General features: G+C 35.4%; 22 protein-coding genes, 1 pseudogene and 1 riboswitch. Of the genes and pseudogenes, 20 read left to right on the forward strand and 3 right to left on the reverse strand.

The window, feature by feature from the left end; all coding sequences use genetic code 11:
• Positions 1-92: 92 nt before the first annotated feature.
• Entirely contained in the window at positions 93-269 is a 177-nt protein-coding gene (locus ACVYAD_RS14280) for a hypothetical protein (RefSeq protein WP_476426991.1), read from the reverse strand.
• 626 nt (positions 270-895) lie between these two features.
• Here ACVYAD_RS14280 and ACVYAD_RS14285 point away from each other — a divergent pair.
• From ACVYAD_RS14285 to ACVYAD_RS14340, 12 genes and pseudogenes are all read left to right on the forward strand, one after another.
• On the forward strand, positions 896-1,069 hold the full coding sequence (locus ACVYAD_RS14285; RefSeq protein WP_476426895.1) for a hypothetical protein: 174 nt from the start codon (positions 896-898) through the stop codon (positions 1,067-1,069).
• 15 nt (positions 1,070-1,084) lie between these two features.
• The gene (locus ACVYAD_RS14290) at positions 1,085-1,306 is read left to right on the forward strand and encodes a transcriptional regulator (protein ID WP_476426896.1); all 222 of its coding nucleotides are present in this window, start codon (positions 1,085-1,087) and stop codon (positions 1,304-1,306) included.
• A complete protein-coding gene (locus tag ACVYAD_RS14295) occupies positions 1,303-2,562 on the forward strand; it encodes a Y-family DNA polymerase (protein WP_476426897.1) in 1,260 nt (419 codons plus the stop codon). Before ACVYAD_RS14290 ends, ACVYAD_RS14295 begins: the two co-directional genes overlap by 4 nt.
• Before the next feature lie 13 nt (positions 2,563-2,575).
• On the forward strand, positions 2,576-2,908 hold the full coding sequence (locus tag ACVYAD_RS14300) for a YolD-like family protein (RefSeq protein ID WP_476426898.1): 333 nt from the start codon (positions 2,576-2,578) through the stop codon (positions 2,906-2,908).
• Positions 2,901-3,251, forward strand: a complete 351-nt coding sequence (locus ACVYAD_RS14305; protein WP_476426899.1) for a YhjD family protein — start codon at positions 2,901-2,903, stop codon at positions 3,249-3,251. The genes ACVYAD_RS14300 and ACVYAD_RS14305 overlap by 8 nt, the downstream gene beginning before the upstream one ends.
• A 165-nt stretch (positions 3,252-3,416) precedes the next feature.
• Complete coding sequence (locus tag ACVYAD_RS14310) at positions 3,417-3,869, forward strand: VOC family protein (RefSeq protein WP_349658224.1); 453 nt, start codon at positions 3,417-3,419, stop codon at positions 3,867-3,869.
• Positions 3,870-4,044: 175 nt separating this feature from the next.
• A pseudogene (gene tnpA, locus ACVYAD_RS14315) lies at positions 4,045-4,267 on the forward strand (IS200/IS605 family transposase); the annotation flags it as partial.
• Positions 4,268-4,277: 10 nt separating this feature from the next.
• Positions 4,278-5,411: an IS200/IS605 family element RNA-guided endonuclease TnpB gene (gene tnpB / locus ACVYAD_RS14320; protein WP_476426985.1), complete on the forward strand. Its 1,134-nt coding sequence runs from the start codon at positions 4,278-4,280 to the stop codon at positions 5,409-5,411.
• Between the two features lie 741 nt (positions 5,412-6,152).
• Positions 6,153-9,986: a S8 family serine peptidase gene (locus tag ACVYAD_RS14325; protein WP_476426900.1), complete on the forward strand. Its 3,834-nt coding sequence runs from the start codon at positions 6,153-6,155 to the stop codon at positions 9,984-9,986.
• Between the two features lie 305 nt (positions 9,987-10,291).
• On the forward strand, positions 10,292-10,690 hold the full coding sequence (locus tag ACVYAD_RS14330) for a VOC family protein (RefSeq protein ID WP_476426901.1): 399 nt from the start codon (positions 10,292-10,294) through the stop codon (positions 10,688-10,690).
• A gap of 546 nt (positions 10,691-11,236) precedes the next feature.
• On the forward strand, positions 11,237-11,494 hold the full coding sequence (locus tag ACVYAD_RS14335; RefSeq protein ID WP_476426902.1) for a group II intron maturase-specific domain-containing protein: 258 nt from the start codon (positions 11,237-11,239) through the stop codon (positions 11,492-11,494).
• A gap of 514 nt (positions 11,495-12,008) precedes the next feature.
• Positions 12,009-12,149 carry a hypothetical protein gene (locus tag ACVYAD_RS14340; protein WP_476426903.1) on the forward strand — a complete coding sequence of 47 codons (141 nt, stop codon included), beginning with the start codon at positions 12,009-12,011 and terminating at the stop codon, positions 12,147-12,149.
• Between the two features lie 96 nt (positions 12,150-12,245).
• Here ACVYAD_RS14340 and ACVYAD_RS14345 read toward each other — a convergent pair whose 3' ends face one another.
• Positions 12,246-13,541: a S8 family peptidase gene (locus ACVYAD_RS14345; RefSeq protein WP_476426904.1), complete on the reverse strand. Its 1,296-nt coding sequence runs from the start codon at positions 13,539-13,541 to the stop codon at positions 12,246-12,248.
• A gap of 134 nt (positions 13,542-13,675) precedes the next feature.
• Between ACVYAD_RS14345 and ACVYAD_RS14350 the strand changes: the two genes are divergently transcribed.
• The 7 genes from ACVYAD_RS14350 to ACVYAD_RS14380 all read left to right on the forward strand — a co-directional run bounded on the left by ACVYAD_RS14350 (position 13,676) and on the right by ACVYAD_RS14380 (position 19,191).
• On the forward strand, positions 13,676-14,896 hold the full coding sequence (locus tag ACVYAD_RS14350) for a helix-turn-helix domain-containing protein (protein WP_476426905.1): 1,221 nt from the start codon (positions 13,676-13,678) through the stop codon (positions 14,894-14,896).
• A gap of 332 nt (positions 14,897-15,228) precedes the next feature.
• Positions 15,229-15,405: an alpha-hydroxy-acid oxidizing protein gene (locus ACVYAD_RS14355; RefSeq protein WP_476426986.1), complete on the forward strand. Its 177-nt coding sequence runs from the start codon at positions 15,229-15,231 to the stop codon at positions 15,403-15,405.
• Between the two features lie 913 nt (positions 15,406-16,318).
• A complete protein-coding gene (locus tag ACVYAD_RS14360; protein WP_476426906.1) occupies positions 16,319-17,137 on the forward strand; it encodes a C39 family peptidase in 819 nt (272 codons plus the stop codon).
• A 42-nt stretch (positions 17,138-17,179) separates the two neighbouring features.
• Positions 17,180-17,839: a hypothetical protein gene (locus tag ACVYAD_RS14365; protein ID WP_476426907.1), complete on the forward strand. Its 660-nt coding sequence runs from the start codon at positions 17,180-17,182 to the stop codon at positions 17,837-17,839.
• Positions 17,840-17,859: 20 nt separating this feature from the next.
• Positions 17,860-18,279 (forward strand): hypothetical protein, encoded by a 420-nt coding sequence (locus ACVYAD_RS14370; protein WP_476426908.1) that lies wholly within the window; start codon positions 17,860-17,862, stop codon positions 18,277-18,279.
• Between the two features lie 64 nt (positions 18,280-18,343).
• Positions 18,344-18,607: a hypothetical protein gene (locus tag ACVYAD_RS14375; protein ID WP_476426909.1), complete on the forward strand. Its 264-nt coding sequence runs from the start codon at positions 18,344-18,346 to the stop codon at positions 18,605-18,607.
• Between the two features lie 323 nt (positions 18,608-18,930).
• Positions 18,931-19,191 (forward strand): hypothetical protein, encoded by a 261-nt coding sequence (locus ACVYAD_RS14380; RefSeq protein ID WP_476426910.1) that lies wholly within the window; start codon positions 18,931-18,933, stop codon positions 19,189-19,191.
• A 321-nt stretch (positions 19,192-19,512) separates the two neighbouring features.
• Here ACVYAD_RS14380 and ACVYAD_RS14385 read toward each other — a convergent pair whose 3' ends face one another.
• Complete coding sequence (locus ACVYAD_RS14385) at positions 19,513-19,668, reverse strand: hypothetical protein (RefSeq protein WP_476426911.1); 156 nt, start codon at positions 19,666-19,668, stop codon at positions 19,513-19,515.
• Between the two features lie 414 nt (positions 19,669-20,082).
• Positions 20,083-20,267, forward strand: a riboswitch (Lysine riboswitch).
• A 152-nt stretch (positions 20,268-20,419) separates the two neighbouring features.
• On the opposite strand from ACVYAD_RS14385, the gene ACVYAD_RS14390 reads away from it, so the two are divergent.
• A complete protein-coding gene (locus ACVYAD_RS14390; RefSeq protein WP_476426912.1) occupies positions 20,420-21,136 on the forward strand; it encodes a cysteine hydrolase family protein in 717 nt (238 codons plus the stop codon).
• The last annotated feature ends 12 nt before the right edge of the window (positions 21,137-21,148 follow it).

Raw genomic sequence — 21,148 nt, forward strand, 5'->3', positions numbered from 1 at the left:
GGTTATCTTTTGTTTCTCTTCAAAATAGTTTCGAATAAACCGTGTGCCGTTGTTCGTGAATTCTTTTAGTAGTTCACGGTGTCGGTGGATAGCTATTTTTGAACTTTTTGCTTAGCTTGAATAAACGTCGGTTTTTCCGGATTAAGCCAAACTTCTTCTACCAGACTCCAATCACGTGTAGCCCCTGACCAACGACTAGGGAGAAACACCTTGTCCTTTTCCTTTTTTGTACTCTGAATAAAGGTTAAAAGTGTAATAGTTGTACTCATTGTTAGTTTTGTCTTCCTTAATAGGGACTTGGAAACTCAGAGGGTCTTTATAAAATCCCATTCCTATTGCTTTTAAAAAGGCCTCTTTTCTTGTCCATATATATAAAATCTTGATTCCTTTTCAAACAAAGTTTTTACCTCTAATACATAATCATTTCTTCTATTCTAAAAATGTGCTTCATAATATTGAAATCCACAGGACAAATACGTTCAACATCAACTCCTACCTCATCTAAACCTATCACACAGGCGAGTAGGCCATTACTATGAGATAAATTAAAATAAATAGGTTTGTCTTTAAACATAGAATTATTTAAAAATAATTTCCCATATTTGCTTTTCTTAAATACTACTATATACTTATCTATTTTTTCTTCGTAAATTATTTTTCGTAGCCTTTAAACAGTATTTTTTTCTATTTTGAAAAGTTGCACATATTCGATTGGTGATACAACAATTCATAAAAGGATAACGCATTTGTTTACTTGACAGCGGTAGATTCAATGCTTTTAGTACCTACTTTTATTTTATTTCCAAAAATTTAATCTTGCCAAAAAGCAAACGTTTGTTCTAATATGTATACAAACAAGTGTTCTTACGTATGATAAGTAAAGGGGAAAATCATTGTGCCAATAATAAATAACTGTATAGGAGATATTTTGGTTCAAATTGGATATAAAAGGTTTGGAAGTCCAGGTGCGATTCAATTTATGGAAGTTAATCCTTTACTAGTAGGCATATCGGTAGAAATTGAAAGTCAAGATATAGTGATTAGCCAATTAAAAAATTGCGAGAGGTAATGGGAGGAAACTACGTTGAGAGAACAACTGATTAAAGCTATGCAGCGCAAACAATTAATGAACATGATGTATGTAGCAAAAGATGGTTCCATAACAAAAAGGCATGTAAAAGTCATTAAAATTGTTGGTGATTCATTTCAAGCATTTTGTTTTACAAGACATGCAAAACGTACTTTTTTGATTAGTAACGTTCTAGCCGTTATTCCTTTTGTTAGTAGGGGACGTGAAGTTGTATGAATTATGAGAGTATGCCCAATAGACCTATTATGTGTATCGATATGAAATGCTTTTACGCCAGTATCGTAGCGATGTTACATGGGCTAGATATTTTAAAAACTCCAGTTGCAGTAGTAGCAAATTTTGACCAACCAGGTAGCGTAGTGCTTGCTGCATCCCCCTTAATGAAAGAAAAATTTAGTATCAAAACTGGTAGTCGTCGTTATGAAATACCTAAACATCCTGACATTAGATTGTTTGAGCCTAAAATGAGTTTCTTTATTCAAATGTCGATGACGATTACAAAGCTAATCTCTAATTACGTCCCGGTTGATGCTATACATGTGTATAGTGTAGACGAAAGTTTTGTTGATTTAACCGGCACTGAAAAGCTTTGGGGTTCACCAGAAGAAACGGCTAAGGAAATACAAAAGGCTATTCTTGACCAATTTAATATACCTAGTGCAGTAGGTATGGGACCAAATATGTTAATAGCTAAATTAGCTTTAGATCTTGAAGCAAAGAAAACAGGCTTTGCTAGATGGACTTATGAGGATATTCCAAAGAAATTATGGCCTGTACGACCTCTATCGGAAATGTGGGGCATAGGAAAACGAATGGAAGTAAATCTAAATGCTATGGGAATACAAACAGTTGGTGGTTTGGCTAATACAGATCTAAAAGAATTAGAAAAGCGATTTGGTGTAATGGGCAATCAACTCTATTACCATGCATGGGGAATAGATTTATCCAAATTAGGGGAGCCGTTAATAACAAACGGAGCTTTAAGTTTTGGGAAGGGACAAATGCTGATGAGGGATTACCATACACGAAAAGAAATCTCTGTAGTGCTCCTTGAAATGTGTGAGGACGTAATGAAGCGAACGCGGGATGCAGGTTATGTGGGTCGTACAATTAGTATTGGTCTTTCTTATAGTCGAAACGCCATGACCAAAGGATTCCATCGGTCTAAAACAATTGCAGTGCCAACAAGTGAAACTCTTGTGATGTATAAAACTTGTCTTGAATTACTGGATGAATACTTTGCAGGGGAGCCAGCTCGTCAATTATCTGTCCGAATAACGAACCTCGAAAGAGAGCATAGTATCCAATTAGATTTATTTGACGAACGCAAACCACAGCGTCAAATTATAGGACCTACTATGGATGCCATACGCAATCGGTTTGGAGCAACATCCATATTAAGAGCAGTTTCTTTCACAAAAGCTGGTACAGCTATTAATCGAGATCGCCTAGTTGGTGGTCATTTGGCATAGGAGTGATTTATTAATGATACAAGACAGAGGTAATATTAAATGGGCATCGATGATGTTGCCGGAGCATTTGGAGCTTCTTAGAGAGTACAAACAAGAGTGCACAGAACAGCCAAGAGAATTGACTGAATGGGAGCTGGAAGAGCTACAGAAAACAATTGATCAAGCTTTTAATCAGCAATTGGACATAAAATTAGAAGTGTGGAAGGACTACAAAATCACAAAATGGACGGGAATAATTAAATCGATGAATACTAATGAACTCATACTTGAAACACTACTTAAAACGAAAAGTATTCCAATCCAAAGTATTCAATCAGCCCAACTGGATGCTGATTATTATGATTAAAGCCGACGAAAGACAGTTACTTCATAAGTATCTTTTGTTAGAGCTAGCTGTTAAATCATTGCAGGTTGACTATTGTAAATTAGAGCAGTTTAAAATGAAAACGGTATTTCTTCCAATGATGGATTCATTGCTAAAGGATCTAAGACAAGAATATTTTAGCCTAAAACGAGAACTTGCACAGCAACGTATACGAGTAGTAGGTTGGCAGCCAGTAGATGAATACTTTAGTGACGTGCAAATTGCCACTGCAGGTAATGATGTAGTACTTCGTTATGCGAATCAAGCTCTTAAATCCCAGGTGGAAAAGTTGTTAGCTAATCATATACATGTAGCTTTAGAATAAAGACTTTTTCTTTCAACCTTTATTTATCAGCAAACGCAAAAACACTCCATTTCGAAAAAAGATTGATCAAATATACTGTGACAAGGTGTTTTTTGTTTGGAAGGAATTTGTAACTTTTTAATAGAAAATCAGATAATAAATTTTTACACATAAGGAGATAAGACTATGGCAGAAAACAAATTACTAAGAATGGACAATGTCGGCATCGTTGTAGAATCTCTTGATAATGCAATCGCTTTTTTCGAGGAGATTGGCTTGAACCTTGAAGGGCGAGCCACTGTCGAAGGGGAATGGGCTGGTCGCGTAACTGGATTGGGTTCTCAGTGTGTAGAGATTGCTATGATGGTTACTCCGGATGGCCACAGTCGACTTGAACTTTCGCAATTTCTCAGCCCACCTACTATATCAGATCACCGGACTGCGCCTGTAAACGCCCTCGGCTATTTACGTGTCATGTTCGCCGTTGAAGACATTGACGAAATGGTATCCAGACTCACAAAGTATGGTGCTCAGCTCGTTGGCGAAGTGGTTCAGTACGAGGACTCGTATCGGCTCTGCTACATTCGTGGAATCGAAGGACTTCTAATCGGTTTGGCGGAACAACTCGGAAACAAATAAGTAAATGGCGTTTTATCGGTTTTCCACAAGAAGACTCCTTCCTCAATCACGTGCAGGGCGTAACCCAGTGATAGGTGGGAGATGAATTATGATTGGCGTTAGCCAAAAGTATTTATACACATCATGCCTTATTGTATAATCAGGCATATCAGAGGAAGGCGTGATTATACCCAAAGACCATGTTCACATTTTGTTTAAAGCACAACCTAATACAGAATTATCTAAGTTCATCAATGCGTATAAGAGTGCTAGTTCCCGACTGATAAAACGTGACTTCCCATTAGTTCGTAAAAAACTTTGGAAAGAAATGTTCTGGTCAAGAAGTTTTTTTGTTAACTACTGGTGGTTCTCCCATTCATGTGGTTAGAAAATACATCGAAAACCAAGGAATGAAGTGAGGTGAAAGCATTGTTAGTCAAAAAAGCTTATAAGTTCAGAATCTACCCAAATAAAGAGCAGGAAATACTGATTGCGAAAACAATCGGTTGTTCTCGTTTTGTTTTTAATCACTTCTTAGGTATGTGGAATGACGTATACAAAGAAACTGGTAAAGGTCTGACTTACAATTCTTGTTCTGCTCGACTACCGCAGCTCAAAATGGAGCTAGAATGGTTGAAAGAAGTTGACAGCATTGCTATTCAATCAGCAATTAAAAACCTCGCAGATGCATATAATCGCTTTTTCAAAAAGCAGAATGACAAACCACGTTTTAAATCTAAGAAAAACAACGTTCAATCTTATACGACTAAGCATACAAACGGCAATATTGCTATTGTAGATAATAAGATCAAGCTACCAAAGCTCGGTTTTGTTAAGTTTGCCAAAAGTCGTGAGGTACATGGACGTATTATGAATGTTACTGTTAGACGAAATTCAAGCGGAAAATACTTCGTGTCCATTCTTACAGAAGTTGACATACAACCACTTGAAAAAGCTGATTCTGCTATCGGTATCGACCTAGGAATTACTGACTTTGCTATCCTTTCTGATGGTCACAAGATTGACAATCATAAGTTCACTTCCAAAATGGAGAAGAATTTAAAACGTGAGCAACGCAAATTATCAAGACGTGCATTAATCGCTAAAAATAAAGGAATCGATCTTCTTGATGCGAAAAACTATCAGAAGCAAAAGCGTAAAGTTGCTAGATTACATGAAAGAGTCATCAATCAACGGGATGACTACTTAAACAAGTTGAGTACAGAGATCATCAAAAACCACGATATCATCTGTATCGAAGACTTGAACGCAAAAGGCATGTTGCGTAATCATAAATTAGCTAAATCAATCTCTGATGTATCTTGGTCTGCTTTTGTATCTAAATTAGAATACAAAGCGACTTGGTATGGCAAAACAATCGTCAAAGTAAGCAGATGGTTTCCATCTAGCCAAATATGTTCTGATTGTGGACATCATGATGGCAAGAAATCTCTTAAAATAAGAGACTGGACTTGTCTTATTTGTCATGCAAACCACGATAGAGATATAAATGCTAGTAAAAATATTCTAGCTGAAGACTTACGAACATTAGCCTCGGTTTGAATAATCATAGAACCGTAGGAATCTACGGAGATAGCTTGGTAAATAAGAGAAACCGCTGTTGGTAAAGAAATACACCAACAAGTATGCTCTGTTCCCAAGAATCTCGCACTTCAATCTAGACCGGAAGGTCGATAAGTGGGGGTAGTTCAAAAAAAGCCTTCACTGAAATATTTGAAGAAAATTATTATTCAATAAAGGGCGCATTTGTTGGTTTATACGACCTTATTGTCACATCTACGAGTTCTTATTCGGAAATTGTACCCAAAATTAAACGACTTTATTTTACACCGTCCGCAAATGTGGACGGTGTTATGCGTTTTTTAGCTTCAAAATTAAACAACAGTATTGTCATTACATTCAACGGAAGCTCCCAGTAACCGTCTATTATACATAAGAAAAAAAGAGCTGCATATTCTGATTCCCCTCCAATCACTACCTCTTACTGCTCTCCTAATTTTCTATAAGAAACTACACCACCGACTATATCTACAACTGCTGCCTTGATAGGATAATGAAAAAATTACTGAATTACTGTAGGTCATTTCTCATTTAAAAGTTCTACTTTTTTTATAAAATTACTAGGAATATAGATTTAATCTATATTTGATAAATTGATACAAATTATCAATATTTTAAAATGTTTAAATATTCCGATATTCATATTAGTTTATTTGTGATAAATTGGAAATATCACACTAAACTGAAAAGTGTGACAATTATAGGTGGAAGGGGAAATGAGATTTGAAAAAGTTTAAGTTTACGAAGTTCTTAAGTAGTATTCTAGCTTTCGTTATGGTGCTTTATCTATTGGTTCCATTGTCGAGTGCTAGTGCTGAAGAATCGAAGCCATTCAAGCAGGATGGTCAAAGTGAAAGTATAATTCAACAAAAGGCGGCTATTGCTGAACAGCTAAGCTTGTCTAAAGATGGTCCAACTCTTCACGAAAGCTTACAAAATGTATCAGGTAATCAAAAAGTTGCAGTCATCGTTCATTTATCTGAAAAGCCTGTGGCACTAGAGCAAGGAATGAGCGAAGTCAAAGGTGAAGAATTCTCTAAAGCCCAAGCAAATGAAGTTCGTTCAAATGTAAAAGAACAACAAGCAGAAGTTAAAGAAGAGTTAGCTGCTAAAAATGTTCAGATGACTCAAGGATATGCATTTGATACTGTTTTAAACGGTTTTGCGGCAACTGTGAAAGCAAATGATCTCCCGAAACTGCTTACAGTAGAAGGAATTACATTAATTGAACCTGATGCAATTGTTTCCGCATCAGAAGATAATACGAAATCATCGGAACTTATTAAGGAAGATCAATTAGAAGCTCAAATGAATACAAGTAATTCTTTCCTTGGCATCGAACAGCTTTGGAAGGAAGGACTTGAAGGACAAGGGATAAAAGTAGCAGTATTAGATACTGGTATTGATGTAGATCACCCTGAGTTTGCTGGAGTTTATAAAGGTGGAAAAAACTTCATTCCGAATTCAGCAACATACACGAAGCCTAGGGCAGATGACGATGCATCGGAAACATCGCCTTCGGAGCGTCCAGCCGGGACACCTGAATTTAATGAAAAGGGAAGCGCGTTCTATACTTCTCACGGTACACATGTTGCTGGAACAATTGCAGCAATCGGAGCTAACAAATTCGGTATTAAAGGAATTGCTCCAAAAGTAGACCTTTATGCTTACCGAGTTCTTGGGGCATACGGAAGTGGAGCTACATCCGGTATTGTTAAAGCAATTGAAACTGCTGTAAAAGAAAAAATGGACGTTATCAACCTTTCACTTGGCGGAGGAGCTAACTCTGAAACGGATGCTGGTTCATTTGCTATTAATAATGCAATGATGGCTGGAACAATCGGAGTAGTTGCAACAGGAAATGAAGGTCCAAATCGCGGAACAATGGGCACGCCTGCAACTGCTCGTTTAGGAATTGCTGTTGGTAACACAACAAATCCTGAAACAATGTATAACGGGGAAGTGAATGTTAAAGTTGGCAACTACAACTTAACAAAACAGCTTCCATTAATGGGAACGACTTTTGGGAAAGATTTAGCAACACAGCTTCAAGGAGAATTTGACCTAGTTGCAGTTCCTGGAAACGGGGAAGTAAAAGACTTTGAAGGAATTGATGTAAAAGGTAAAGTGGCATTGATTTCTCGTGGCAGTATCGCATTCGTTGATAAAATTGCGAATGCAAAGGCAAAAGGAGCAGTGGCAACAATTATTCATAACTTTGCTGGTGGAACGAATGCACCGAACATTTCAGGTACATTCCTGGGTGATTCATTTGAGTTCCTGCCAACATTTGATATGTCTCAAACGGATGGCGCTGCAATTCGCGCTGCATTAGCAGGCGGAGCCGGAAAAGTAAGCTTTAGTAAATTCGCTTCCACAAAGACACTGGGGGATGATGTAAACGATTCAAGTTCACGTGGACCATCTACACCAAACTTTGACATTAAACCAGATGTAAGTGCACCTGGAACAAACATTATGTCAACGATTCCAATGTATAAAAAAGATTTCCCTAATGCAGATTATGGGGAAGCATATGGTCGTAAAACAGGGACTTCTATGGCAACACCGCATATTGCAGGTATTGCTGCATTAGTTAAACAAGCAAATCCGGATTGGAACGCGTTCGATGTAAAAGTGGCGCTTTCTAATACAGCGAAGGTTATAGATAAAACAAAATACGATGTGTTTTCACAAGGTGCAGGGCGTGTAGATCCTTATGCAGCAGCTCATCCGGAAATTCTTGCCTATGCACTTGATAGCGCAATTTTAGATGGAACTGGTGTAGTTACAGAAAACTTGAAAGGTACAGTTACTTTCGGTCCACAATCACTTAAAGACCGAGATATTTCTGTAACGAAACAAGTTTTAGTAAAAGATATTAAAGGGAACGGCGGCAATTATAACGTATCAATTGATGTAACAAAAACATTTGGTGATGCAACTGTTACAGTAGATCAGCCGACATTTAATCTAGATGGTGAGCAAGTTTTAAATATTACATTAACTGCTTCACAAGCTACGGCGCCAAACGGCTCTGAAATACTAGGGTATATTTACATCAGCGGTGGAGATACAGAAATTTCATTGCCATTCGCAGCTGACCTTGGCGGTGCGGAAGCAACTGCAATTAAAGATTTTAAGATTACAGAAACAGACCTATCCTTTAACGGAGATGGAGTGAAAGACTCAGCTGTACTTTCATTCACATTAACTGGAGATGTAACAACTAACTATATCGAGCTTTGGGATATTATGAATCCTGAAGGTGGAGAATACGGAGACGGCTACATTGGTTATCTACATGCAGGTACTGCGCTAGGAAAAGGCTCTTATACGCTGAATATTGGTGGGCAATACAAACCATGGGGGACAGCACCTGCCACAAAGATTCCAGATGGTCTGTATACAATTGACTTCACCGGTCTTGCAGCATCAGGAGCAGTTTCCGATTATGTTGGACCAATTATCGTGAAAACGACTAAACCAGAAATTACTGGTTCAGTAGCTAAAGGTGTCGCTACAGGACAAGTAGCAGATAAGTATATCGACTACAATGAAGAGTTATATTTATACGGTTTAGATTACAATTTAAATGATAAATTAAAAGCTTCCTATGTTTCGACGGTAAATGGTGAAGTACAAGCTCCAGTTGCTTTTGAATTAAATCAAGACGGTAGCTTCACATTCCCAGTAACAGCAGAAACTAGTGCTGTATCAGTAATAATTAAAGACGCTGCCGGGAATGTTGGTGAAGCGAAGATATATGAAAAAGAAGTAGTAGAACCAGTAGTAACACTTTCTGTAAATCCAACTAAGCTAGATCTAACAGCTGGAGAAACTGCACAACTTACGGTAACAGAAACGTCAACGCCTGCAGAAGGTGACGCAACAGAGGAAGACGTAACTTCAAAAGCTACTTATGTTGTTGCAGATGAAAATGTTGCAACAATAGTAAATGGATTAGTAACTGCAGTAGGTGAGGGCACGACTACAATTACTATTTCATACGGTGATAATGAAGTTACTTTAAATGTTACAGTTAAAGCACCTGTTATAGAAACACCTATAGTAACATTAGAAATTGATCAAGCTCAGGTTGAAACTAGAATAGGTAAAGAAGTTCCAGTTAAGATTACTGAAGTAACTACTTTTGATGGTAAAACAACAGAAAAAGATGTTACAAATCTTGCAACCTACGAAGTAGCGGATGATAAAATAGCTACTGTAAAAGATGGGGCTGTAAAAGGAAAAGGTCAAGGTAATACAACGATTACGGTAACGTATGGTGAGAACACACTAACGTTTGATGTGTTGGTTGTAAAGCCAGGGAATGACAACGGTAATGGCAACGGAAACGGAAACGGAAACGGAAATGGAAATGGAAATGGAAATGGCAACGGAAACGGAAACGGAAACGGAAACGGAAACGGAAACGGCAATGGAAATGGAAATGGAAATGGAAATGGAAATGGAAATGGCAACGGAAACGGCAATGGAAATGGAAATGGAAACGGAAACGGAAACGGAAACGGTAATAAAAATAATTTGAAGTGACCGAGGATGAGTTATAATTAATTTAAGTTCAAGCAAAAAGAGAAATTGCACAGCGCAATTTCTCTTTTTGTTATTTATTGCAAGCCAATCCCTTTAAAAAGATTATCTCCTACTAAACTAACTGTGACATATTCTTCTGATCTTCTTGCCATATTTGATACAAATCAGTTCCTCTTTATCTCTTCAAAATCAACATCATAAAAGCCTCCGTACGCAATTATGCCGAGGTCTAATTGATTTGATTAAAGGGTTTTTAATGAAATGTATTGAAAAGAATATACATATTATAATCTGGAGGGTTTAAAATGATTTTTGAAACGACTACTCAAGTACGAGTATCTAATATCGAAGAAGGGCGTAAGTGGTATGAAATACTGTTAAATAAGAGACCGGATTTCATACCACATGATGGTTTTGTAGAGTGGGAACTTATACCTGGCTGTTGGTTACAAGTAGCAGAAGGGAATCTTACTGAAGGAAATGGTCCTTTACGTTTAGGTGTTACAAATATCGAAGCTGAAAGAGAAAGGCTTATAAAAGAACTTAACATTGATAATTTTGAAATTTACTCAAGACCAGAAGTTTCAGCTAAATGGGGAACATTTACTGACCCTTGGGGAAATCGTCTTGGATTTTTTGAATACATGGATAAGAATGAAGAACAAGCACGGATAAAGGCTATTATCGGAAAAGCGGGAGTTTAGGTATTGTATTAACGGTCGTTATACGTCAAGAGGATCTCTTTGAATTTGGCGTTTATTGGAGAATCGTATTATTTTTTTGCGATATTTTTCTACAATTTTTTAAGACCAAAAATGAGGACTAAATATTGACAGATTTAATAGAAATGGAACTAATAGAATCTACTATAACTCAAAATCGTGTTCCTTTGAAGTGTCGGTTCGATCCCAATCACCGGTATCATTACGTATATTTACGTTACGATTAAAAAGTTAAGAAAGCTCATAAACCTTGATATAACAGGGTTTATGAGCTTTTTACATTTTTGGGGGTTATGATAGGAAACGATAAGAGTTGAAATCATTTTACATACATTTTACATATAGGCAGGTTCATTTTACACAAGCTTCGTTCCAGGAAAATGTGATTGATTAAGGGAAGCAAAATAAAAAAGCTCATGTTTGAAAATGAACTGAACCCAATTTTGTAGACAGTTTAATAAGAAGGGATGTAGTTGTAAGTTAAGCCGCAATGAGATGGCTTCGGTAAGTTGCCGGAGCCATCTTCGAATGGATGAAAGAATTAAATACCACAACTACCTGATTCAGGGATGGGTTAATTACTTTAAAATCGGGGACATTGGAGAATACGCTAAAAAGATGGATGCCCATAAACGCCGAAGATTGAGAGCGTGTCGATGGAAAGAGTGGAAGAAAACCACAACCAAGTATTGCAACCTTAAGAAACTTGGTATCTGCCCGAACGACGCTTACAGAAAGCAAATACCCGAAAGGGATATTGGCGTTCATCCAATAATCCAATCATAAATAGAGCCCTAAATAATAAATACTGGGAGAAACAAAATTTAAAAAGTCTCTCCCAAATCATTTTAAAACCATAAAACTTTCGAACCGCCGTATACGGAACCGTACGTACGGTGGTGTGAGAGGTGAGTCTCTCAGGCCTCTACTTTATGAATAGACCGAATGAAGGAATTGTAAGCGCAAATGACGCTAAGAGACATGGGAGGGTACGTCGTCATAAGTATCGCAGAGATCCATTGTGCATCACATAGTGGATAAAAAGGCTAATGATTCCCATTAGTTTTAGCGAAGCGTACACTCAAATTGTAAATTATAACTATAAATTAAATTAAAAATAATGTTTATAAATCAATTAAAAAAATATTTTTTCTTCATCACGAAGTGGTGGAAACCGTTGATACATCAATGTTTATAGAGGGAGATTAGTTAAAGAAGGTAGTTTTCAAGTGAATGGTGAATTGTTAAAAAAATAATTTATTACAAGGAGTCTGTAATGGAAAGGTTGGAGGTGATTTTTATGAAGAAGGTTATTATTGGACTATGTAAAGTTGTAACTGGATTTATCCTCTTTATCGCACAAGATGAATTTGAAGGGAACGATACTGCAAATGGTATTGATAAAATGTTTTCTGGTCAACCTGTTCACCCCTACTTGTAGAAATATGTTTGAATACGTTTAGAACCAAAAAAATAGTAATACAAACCAAAGCTATGGTTTGTATTACTAATGTTAGTATGCTTCACCTTTTGACAATTATTGAACGCGAGCAAATCCAAACCCTGAAGCGTAGTCATCACCTATAGCAGCTCCATAACCACCTTTAATATCTACTGATTTTGCTCTTGCTTGTAAGTTAGAACGTAGTTGCGTGTTAGACAATGACGGATTTTCAGCCCAAATTTTTGCTGCTAAACCAGAGACATGAGGAGTAGCCATTGATGTGCCGCTAATTGTATTATAACCGCCATTATACCATGAAGAATAAACTGATGAGCCAGGAGCTGAGATTTCAATATCACCTTCCTGGATTACATAATCTCCAGTTGTAGATGTATAACCACGTGAAGAGTAGTCAGCTACACGATAAGTCCCATTTTGTTGTACATTTTCTAAAGCTGCAACGGCGATTGCATTTGGTAATGCCCCCGGATAACCAATTGTTCCTTGCGCATAGCCTGAATTACCAGCTGCAGCTACTACTAGAACTCCTTTACTGTATGCGTAATTGACAGCACTTGAAATGAGGCTATTATTCGCTGAAGAACCTAGAGACATACTAATAATTGTTTTGGTACCAGTAGCTGATGCTTGATCTGCTGCATGTCGAATAGCAGCAGCAATATCATCTGAGTATCCAGAGCCGCTATCTGATAACACTTTGTAAGCCCAAAGATCAGCATCTGGAGCGACACCGTAAATGCCTGCTTGATCGCTTCCACCATCAGCTAAGGCCGTACCAGCAACATGTGTACCATGTCCGTTTTTGTCTGTACAGCTGTTGTTAATGGGTGTTGTCGCACCTGTAAAGTCTTTACATTGCTCTACGTTATTGACAAGGTCAGGATGAGAAGTATTTACACCCGTATCGAGTACGGCAATATTAATGCCACTTCCTCCAGTTGTAGATGTTAAAGTATCATTGTTATATATTGCTTTAATTCCCCAAGGTATTTGTTGAGAAGCTCTTAAAGAAGTTACCGAATCCAAGGTTTCATTTTCTACCATACTATCGTCTTCCAAACCTATCGTATCTAATGTAACGATAGGAACTTTTGTAACTGTGAAATTTTTATTCTTCTGTAATGCTTCGAATTGTTTTTCATTCATATCAGTTGAAAATCCGTTCTCTGTTAATTCCCAACGAGCAGAATATTGAGTTTTTAATGTTGATTTTTCTGATTTTTTGTTTGCCTCAACATAAACACGGAATGTCTCCTGACCACCGTCGTTTCCTGAGCTATCTTCGCTATTCATTGCTGTTGCGTACACCGGATTTATTACTGATCCTGCAATCAAAAGACTTAGCAACGTACTTTTCATTTTTTTCATTCATCCCAACCCCTTTTCAAATTAAGTTATAGTACTACAATTTAAATCTACCATAATTTAGGCTTTTTGATTATTGGGAAAATTTTGATTATAATAAATGTAAAATATAGTCATTCGATAGGGAGGTTATGAAAATGAAAATAGGTTCATTAATTAAGTACTATCGTACAAAGCTAGGAATGACACAGAACTCGGTGGCGATGGGGATTTGCTCGATTCCTCATTTAAGTAAAATTGAGAATAATAATAAAGAAGCAAATAGCGAGACAATACGATTACTGCTAGAACGATTAAATATTAGTATTCACGATGTAGAGAATAACGAACAAAATATTATTTGTCTATTAAATGATTTACAAAAACATATAAATTACCTAGAGAATGAGAAAGTAGAAGAGACGATGAGCAGATTAAAAGAATATGAAGAAATAATAGGTTTTACAGAATCTATTTATTTATATGAACTTTATAAGTTACGTTATTATGTGTTTGTTAAAGAGCATAAATTAGCAGACAATCAATTAAGATGGCTAAATGCCCACCGACAAAATTTTTCCCAACATGAAAGGTATTTACATTCATATTATTGTGCATTAGTTTTAATAACAAAAGGTAAATATGAGGAAGCAGCTAAAGAACTAACTCAAATACTTCAAATACATCCAGAACTAGGGTCACTAGAAGGAGAGTTTTACTACCATTTCGCTTTAATAAAAGGGCGGTTAGAAGAACCAAGCCAAGCAATTATTTATGGGAAAAAAGCTCTTCAATTCTATAAGGACCAATTTAATTTTAAAAGAATTGTTTATACTTTAATGTCTCTGGCACTCAATTACTCTCGAGGAAAAGTGTTTCACGAAGCAATCGAAATCTATGAACATTTAGTGAGAAATGTGGAGCTATTACAGCAACAGCAGCTATTACCTGCTATATATCACAATTTGGGGGATTTGTACCAAATGAGAGGCGAATATGAAAATGCATTAATATACTTTGAAAAAAGCGCTTCTTTAATGTCAAAGAACTGTGATCATTATCTGCTTTGCTTATATAATTTAGGTGTTACACAATTTCGCTTAGAACAAACGGAGAAAAGTATAAAAACCTTTACTTTTCTAAAGGAAGAAGCAAAAAATAAGAAAAAATTAAGTTTTAATTTATTTGCTACTTTCTATTTATATTTGCTAGGAGAAGAAAAAGAGAAAGCAATGGATTTTTTAGAAGGGAGGTTAATTCCATTTACAGCAGATAATGAAGAATTAAAAGAAATGCACCAACAATTTTCTAATTTATTGAGAGAGTATTATCGACAAGAAAAGAAGTTTGAGAAAGCTATGCAATTTATTGAAATCTAAAGGAGAGTGTGAATATGAAGAAAAATGTTGGATTATCAATCTTAATACTGAGTGCTGCAGTAATGATTATATCTGTTCCAATTCATCCACCGGTTTTATTTTAAAGTTTATACAATGAAATTAAAAGGCAAGAGTGGTAGAGGGTAGTGGCTCTATCTTATGATTGAGGAACAGTGTATTTCAAACTCGAAATATGAGGCACTTCGCAACTGAAAAATTGCCTTTTTCTTGGACAAGATAAACGTAGCAGCATGTACTTTGGTAGGCTTTATATTGAGCCTCTGCGGGCATAATTCTCGCATTAAAGACGTAGCAACCGGGATTAAACGCCAATTACCTTAGGGGCAAAGGCAGTACTAGTAGGTCGTCGCCCCTATATGTATGGATTGGCTTTGGTTGATGAAGAAGGAGTCAAGCAGGTGTTAAGAAACCAGATAGCCGATTTTATAATAAAACCCTACCAGCATCCATGTGTTGCCACATCAACTTCCCACAGGGGGAATGTGTGAATAGATGCTAACATTTTGTTATCGGAATTTACTCACCAAGAGGCTGGAACAAAATAGGTCAGAACTTTAAAAAGCACTAGAAATCATTTTAGACGTTGATTTCTAGCGCTTTTTTTGTGGGTATTTATAATTTTTGCTTGTTAAAAATACTTATGTTCATCCTCTTTTATGTATCCAACTCTTCCAAAGCCGGTCGATTGTTTAAAATTACGGTGACTTTCTTTCATAAACAACTACTTGCATTTTTTGATGAGTATGCAGTATTACACCTTTTGACTATTAAACTAGGTAATACTCATTTGAACTATATTATGAGTACACTTTTTCTTTATGTTAATATATTTCTTTATAAGTTATAAAAATCAAAATATTCGTAATGTTTTACTTGAAGTGACGAAAATCGCCTTGTTTATACAAAAATCGCGCGGTAATATCGTCTAATATAGGAGTTTACTGTATGTGAATATTAATTATTTTTGGTAATAGATCGCCGTTAGTTGAAAAACTAAAGGTGGTTGCAAAAGAGGCTAAGTTTGTTAATCCATTACAAGTCAAAGATTTAGGAGGAGCCGATCCTCCTAGCGTAAAACTTATTTGAAAAAATAGGAAAAGAATGCCCGACGATTATACTATCAGTGAGAAGGTATTAACTAGACGACAATTAAGGAGAGAGGTGAAGATAATTAACGGAATATTGTGACTATATTATTATTTATAGTTTATTACCATTAGATATGAATTTTTAGGGGGCTACAGGAAGTATAGTTCATTCTATATCAACATGTTATGTATTGCGAAATAAAACAATTTACCTATTTAAACAAAAAGAACAAAATCGAAGAAAACGATTCTTATTGTAATGCTTAGCTTTTAAAATCAAAGACACAATAAAATAAAGGATGGAGGATAAATAATGAATAGAAGATATGCTATAAGCGCTTTAATTTTACTTACAATGAGTCTTGGTGCATTACCTGAAAATTCTAAGGCAGCTTCAGAAGAAGAAAATGGTAGTGGTGCTTCGAATGTAGATATAGATTATATAGAAAACAAAGAATATTATGATGAATTGGCGAGACAAAGGGATTTAGAAATTGCCGAAAGAGAAAAACGAGAACAAGAACAAGGTTTAGCACGTGCTTCCGCCTATTATACAATACCAGTTACCTACAATAAGCAAGCGTATAAAAATTTTTGCGGTCCAGCGTCAGGAAGACAAGCTTTAAGTTTCCACAAAGCAAAAAGTAAAAGTAAAGAAGCTTTGCCAACTCAAGAGCACTTTGGTGTCACTATTGGAGTTCTACCAGAAAAAGGACCAACAAAATCTACAGATCTAAGTAACGGTTTAAATAAATATAAAAATGTATATGGCTTTAGTTCAACCCCTTATATAGTAGGTAGTATTATTGACAGTAATGATCCCCAAAAAACGTTTATTTCACGTATTATTGATAGCTTAAAGAATGAAAAAACAGCACCAATCTTATTAACAGAAACAGAATGGATTGAACAATATAAAGGTACAAATTTTCGTCACTATGTAACGATAAGTGGGTACAAAGAATCGAATAAGACTCTAAGGATTGTAGATCCAAATCATCATACAAAATACACAGGCACTGGAACATATTGGACAACTATCGGAATTGCAACAGATACTACTAGAGAGGGTAAAGGTATTGCAAAAGCAGTATATAAAGCTGATGGTACTAACCCTGCAATGATTTGGTAAAATAAACAAAATTAAATAACTAGGTTATTTGGAGAGATTATTTTGAAAAAAAATACATTAGTAGCATTCGGGTTAATTGCCAGCTTAGTTGTTGCTCTACTAGTTATTTTAAAAGTGGTTCAAAACAATAATAATGCTGAAGATGAGACTCTTGAATATTATCAAATAGTAGATGAAGATTTTAATAAAACAGTAGATGTTCCTTTTTCTAGGATAACTTCTTTTAAGGGGAACGCTAGCTCAATTTTCATGAGTGTGGATTATAAGAGTCCGTCTGGTCTAGATAATAAGATCATTCAATATAATCGAAAGACTCAGCAATACAAAACTATATTTAATAGCAAATTTGAATTTCCGTCTGTCCAAGGTCTAGAAATGAATGATAATTGGTTAGTGTGGGTTGATGCTGATGAAGGTGGTGGACAGAAAAATTCGTATTTGATGAATTTAAAGACGAATGAAATACAACCATTAACAGAAGAAAATAATCCAAATATCGATAATGATTTTCCTGTACTTGTTGAAGACTATGCTACTTGGATATCAATAGATTTAAGGACGGGAAAGCCGAAAGTTATGTTGAAAAATCTTAAAACAAATGAAACTGACAGTATATTTGATTTAAATAATTATACATTTATGAATATGTTTTTATCTGCAAAGGATGGAAAAATATTATTAACTGATAAAAAAATAATGTAGGTTATTTATATTTATATGATTTGAAAAGTAAAGAAATCGAAGAAATAAAAACGGACTATCAATTTATTGGTTGGGCAAGTTTGCTAAATGGGCAACAATTTATTTATCTAACCTTTAATGACCCTAGTGAACCTATAGTTGATGAACGAAAGCTTCTTTTTTATAATGTTTCGAATAAACAAACGCAAGAAGTTGTTTCGGATGTATTAATTGTAAATTCTATTTACACAGATTTTAATAACCAAGTGTTTTTTTCTTATGATGATAAATATTTTATGAAATTTAAGGTAAAGAATAATTTACTGGTTAAAAATGGAGAGTTGGAAACTCCCGATATTTATAGGTTTTCTGCGGAAAATGATCTCTATATTATTAACCAAGACCTTTCAGATGAAAAACGTAAAAACAAATTAATTATCCAAAGTGAATTCTCTAATTAAAAAATTGGCTATCCCCAATGATAATATGATCCCCTTTAACATTCTACTTAAAGGGGATTTTTCTTTGCCTAGAAAAAATAATTCGAATACAAATGAGTTTAAATTAGAAGTTCAGGCATATTTAGCTGGTAACGAAAGCTATGTTTCCATAGCCAAACGATTTGGCGTTCAAAATAAAACACAAGTCGAGCGAAGGGAAAAAGTAAAGTTTAAAGAAGGTGAATCCATTGAAGCGTTCAATTGTCTACCATCGCCAAGTTCTGGAGCTAGAGGTGTGAAGAATCTGTTGAAAAGCAACTTATCTAAAGAGCGTAGAGGAAGAAAGTAATTACTATAAATTACAGGTCAGATACTTTAATTACTGTGGGGGAACATCATGTTACCGATCGGTTTACGGAGCGGGAGCAAGAGAGAGCTTGCTAAATAGGGGATTGATTGAATAATTATATTATGTAAACTAGTTGGAAGAATAATTAAAACCAAAAACCCTCTTTAGAAAATAACTTCAATAATCGACATGTTGATGTACTCATTGCAAAACTTTGTAAATTAATAGTGCATGTTGTTATTATGTTGTGAATATAATAGACCAAACGCCACTTGAAATTTAAGCTTTATTAAGGAATTAGGGTGAAACGAAGGAGTGTAAAATTGTCGATTTCAAATCCGCAATACACATTTTTAGAAGTTGATTTTCATAATCCTAATTTAACTCAAGCAGAACTGAAGGTTGAGAATATTTCTGAAGGGGTACGGAAAAATATTGAACTCGTAGAAAATACAAATGTAGCATTGAAAATAATATCACCTAATGTATATATAAATTTAAACTGGTTGATAGGATGGCTATTATGGATACCAGTAGATATTTATTGTGCTACGGCTTTGGTAATAGATAAATTCTTATTATAAGTGAAGACGTTTTTTTACTAATCAAGCAGAAAAGAGGGGTAACCCGATGAATACAATAGATCGTTTACTCTGAATAACCATCAACTGAAAGCTAAAGAACGGTTATCTTAGGTTATTCTTAAGATCGCATGCGAAAGCGAGACAGTGTGTCATGAATGAAAAAAGCAAGTGGTAATCCGCCTGGAATTATTTCCGGGTTATTTGTATTTTTAGAATTTGAAAGAGATGGAGCAAGGTGATGTTTACAGACTAAGAAAAACCCCAATACTCAACTTTTTATAGGTGAATATTGGGAGATCAAAATTAATTTTGATATCACTACTAACGTTTATTTTCATTTTGAATACTACTGAAATCTACTTCCTCAGCGAACTCTTCTCTGTTTTCATTTTTACGTTCTCTGTTAGCATTTTGATTTTGATTCTGCTGTTTTTTGTTGTCTTGTGTTTTATTATTTTTATGTTTATTACTACCCATGATCATCTCACCTCCACTATTAGTGTGAGAGAAAGATGATTTTTTATTCGCATAACTTAAAATTCATTTGAAATATATGTGATGAAACAAAAGATATGAATAAAGTAACATTTTCGGGTTATGTTGTTCATACACTCCGTACATTGCGAGGCTGTTGCTTGATTGGTGTTGGAATTATATTGTGAATCGTTTTTAGGTAATGAAAAATCAAAAGGTGAATAACTAAATACTTATACAATTGTTGATGTATTGTTTGTATTTATTGTAAATAGTTATTGTTTTAAGTGTTTTGATTGTCTTTTTTTGTGGTTATGCGCGATAAATCTTATAAAATATAGTAAATTTTAAAGTTGACATATAAAAAACGCAATAATATAATTGTTTCAAATAATTAAATAATTCTTAATTTTCTGATAGATAGGTAGAGGCGCGGCAGTTAATAATTCCTAATGGAGTCCGAGAAGATGAAGATATTAGATACAAGGAAGTGTCGCCGAAGTATGTGATGAGTTCTCGCCATTATTTACTGGGGCTGTAGCGAATAGTTACAGGACTGTCTTCCTAAACATAAATGTTTAGGAAGTTGTGCTATCTCTGTTTAGACAAACAGTGGGAATTTTAAATGGTCGATTCATTTTAAGTTTCTAGAAATGGGTAGGTCTTTTTTGTGTTAGACAGATTCTTTTGCTCAGAGAGTCTATATTTTATTTGTCAATACATTTTAGAATTAGAGGTATTTTGGGGGGATTTTATGGATAATACATCAACATTATACTATGAATTTTTACCGACTGACGGTCAAAAAATAAACGTGAACCCTGATAAAACAGCATTACTAATAGTAGACATGCAAAATCAGTTTATTAGCCGAGACGGATTAGACGCGCAGGTTGCAAGAGAAAAGGGCATGTTTGATCAGTGGGAATACTTTTTTGATCGTATCGACAATTTAACGATCCCGAACAATAAAAAGCTTTTAGATTTTTTCCGTACTAATAAATTAGAAGTAACATTTGGTCGCATTGCTTGCCATCATAAAGATGGACGAGATCGTTCTCCTGTACAACGCCGGACAGGATGGAACAATATTTTATTGCCAATCGGTGACCCAGGAGCGGAGATGGTGGATGAATTAAAGCCTCTTGATGACGAAATTGTTGTAAATAAAACGACAGATAGCGTATTAAGTGGTACGAATTATGAATTTTTACTGCGTAATATGGGCATTGAAACAGTAGTTTGTACAGGTGTTGTAACAGATCAATGTGTTGCTTCAACAGTTCGAAGTTTAGCTGACGCAGGATTTGAAGTTATTTTAGTTGAAGATGCATGTGCAGCTGCAACGCAACAGCTTCATGATGCAGAAATTATGATTATGAATCAAATTTATTGCCAAGTGATGAGTACAGATGAAGTAATTGATTTAGTAACGGAAGAACTATCAAAACACGAACCAATGAACCTGTGAGAGGAAATGGAC

It is taken from the genome of Lysinibacillus sp. G1-3 (assembly GCF_056322905.1).

Excerpts from the sequence above, each read along its gene's own strand:
- ACVYAD_RS14280 (WP_476426991.1), bottom strand. The coding sequence starts at position 269 with ATGAGTACAACTATTACACTTTTAACCTTTATTCAGAGTACAAAAAAG.
- ACVYAD_RS14350 (WP_476426905.1), top strand. The coding sequence starts at position 13,676 with ATGAAAATAGGTTCATTAATTAAGTACTATCGTACAAAGCTAGGAATG.
- ACVYAD_RS14300 (WP_476426898.1), top strand. The coding sequence starts at position 2,576 with ATGATACAAGACAGAGGTAATATTAAATGGGCATCGATGATGTTGCCG.
- ACVYAD_RS14345 (WP_476426904.1), bottom strand. The coding sequence starts at position 13,541 with ATGAAAAAAATGAAAAGTACGTTGCTAAGTCTTTTGATTGCAGGATCA.
- ACVYAD_RS14340 (WP_476426903.1), top strand. The coding sequence starts at position 12,009 with ATGAAGAAGGTTATTATTGGACTATGTAAAGTTGTAACTGGATTTATC.
- ACVYAD_RS14310 (WP_349658224.1), top strand. The coding sequence starts at position 3,417 with ATGGCAGAAAACAAATTACTAAGAATGGACAATGTCGGCATCGTTGTA.
- ACVYAD_RS14390 (WP_476426912.1), top strand. The coding sequence starts at position 20,420 with ATGGATAATACATCAACATTATACTATGAATTTTTACCGACTGACGGT.
- ACVYAD_RS14330 (WP_476426901.1), top strand. The coding sequence starts at position 10,292 with ATGATTTTTGAAACGACTACTCAAGTACGAGTATCTAATATCGAAGAA.
- ACVYAD_RS14360 (WP_476426906.1), top strand. The coding sequence starts at position 16,319 with ATGAATAGAAGATATGCTATAAGCGCTTTAATTTTACTTACAATGAGT.
- ACVYAD_RS14385 (WP_476426911.1), bottom strand. The coding sequence starts at position 19,668 with ATGGGTAGTAATAAACATAAAAATAATAAAACACAAGACAACAAAAAA.
- ACVYAD_RS14295 (WP_476426897.1), top strand. The coding sequence starts at position 1,303 with ATGAATTATGAGAGTATGCCCAATAGACCTATTATGTGTATCGATATG.
- ACVYAD_RS14335 (WP_476426902.1), top strand. The coding sequence starts at position 11,237 with ATGGATGAAAGAATTAAATACCACAACTACCTGATTCAGGGATGGGTT.
- ACVYAD_RS14305 (WP_476426899.1), top strand. The coding sequence starts at position 2,901 with ATGATTAAAGCCGACGAAAGACAGTTACTTCATAAGTATCTTTTGTTA.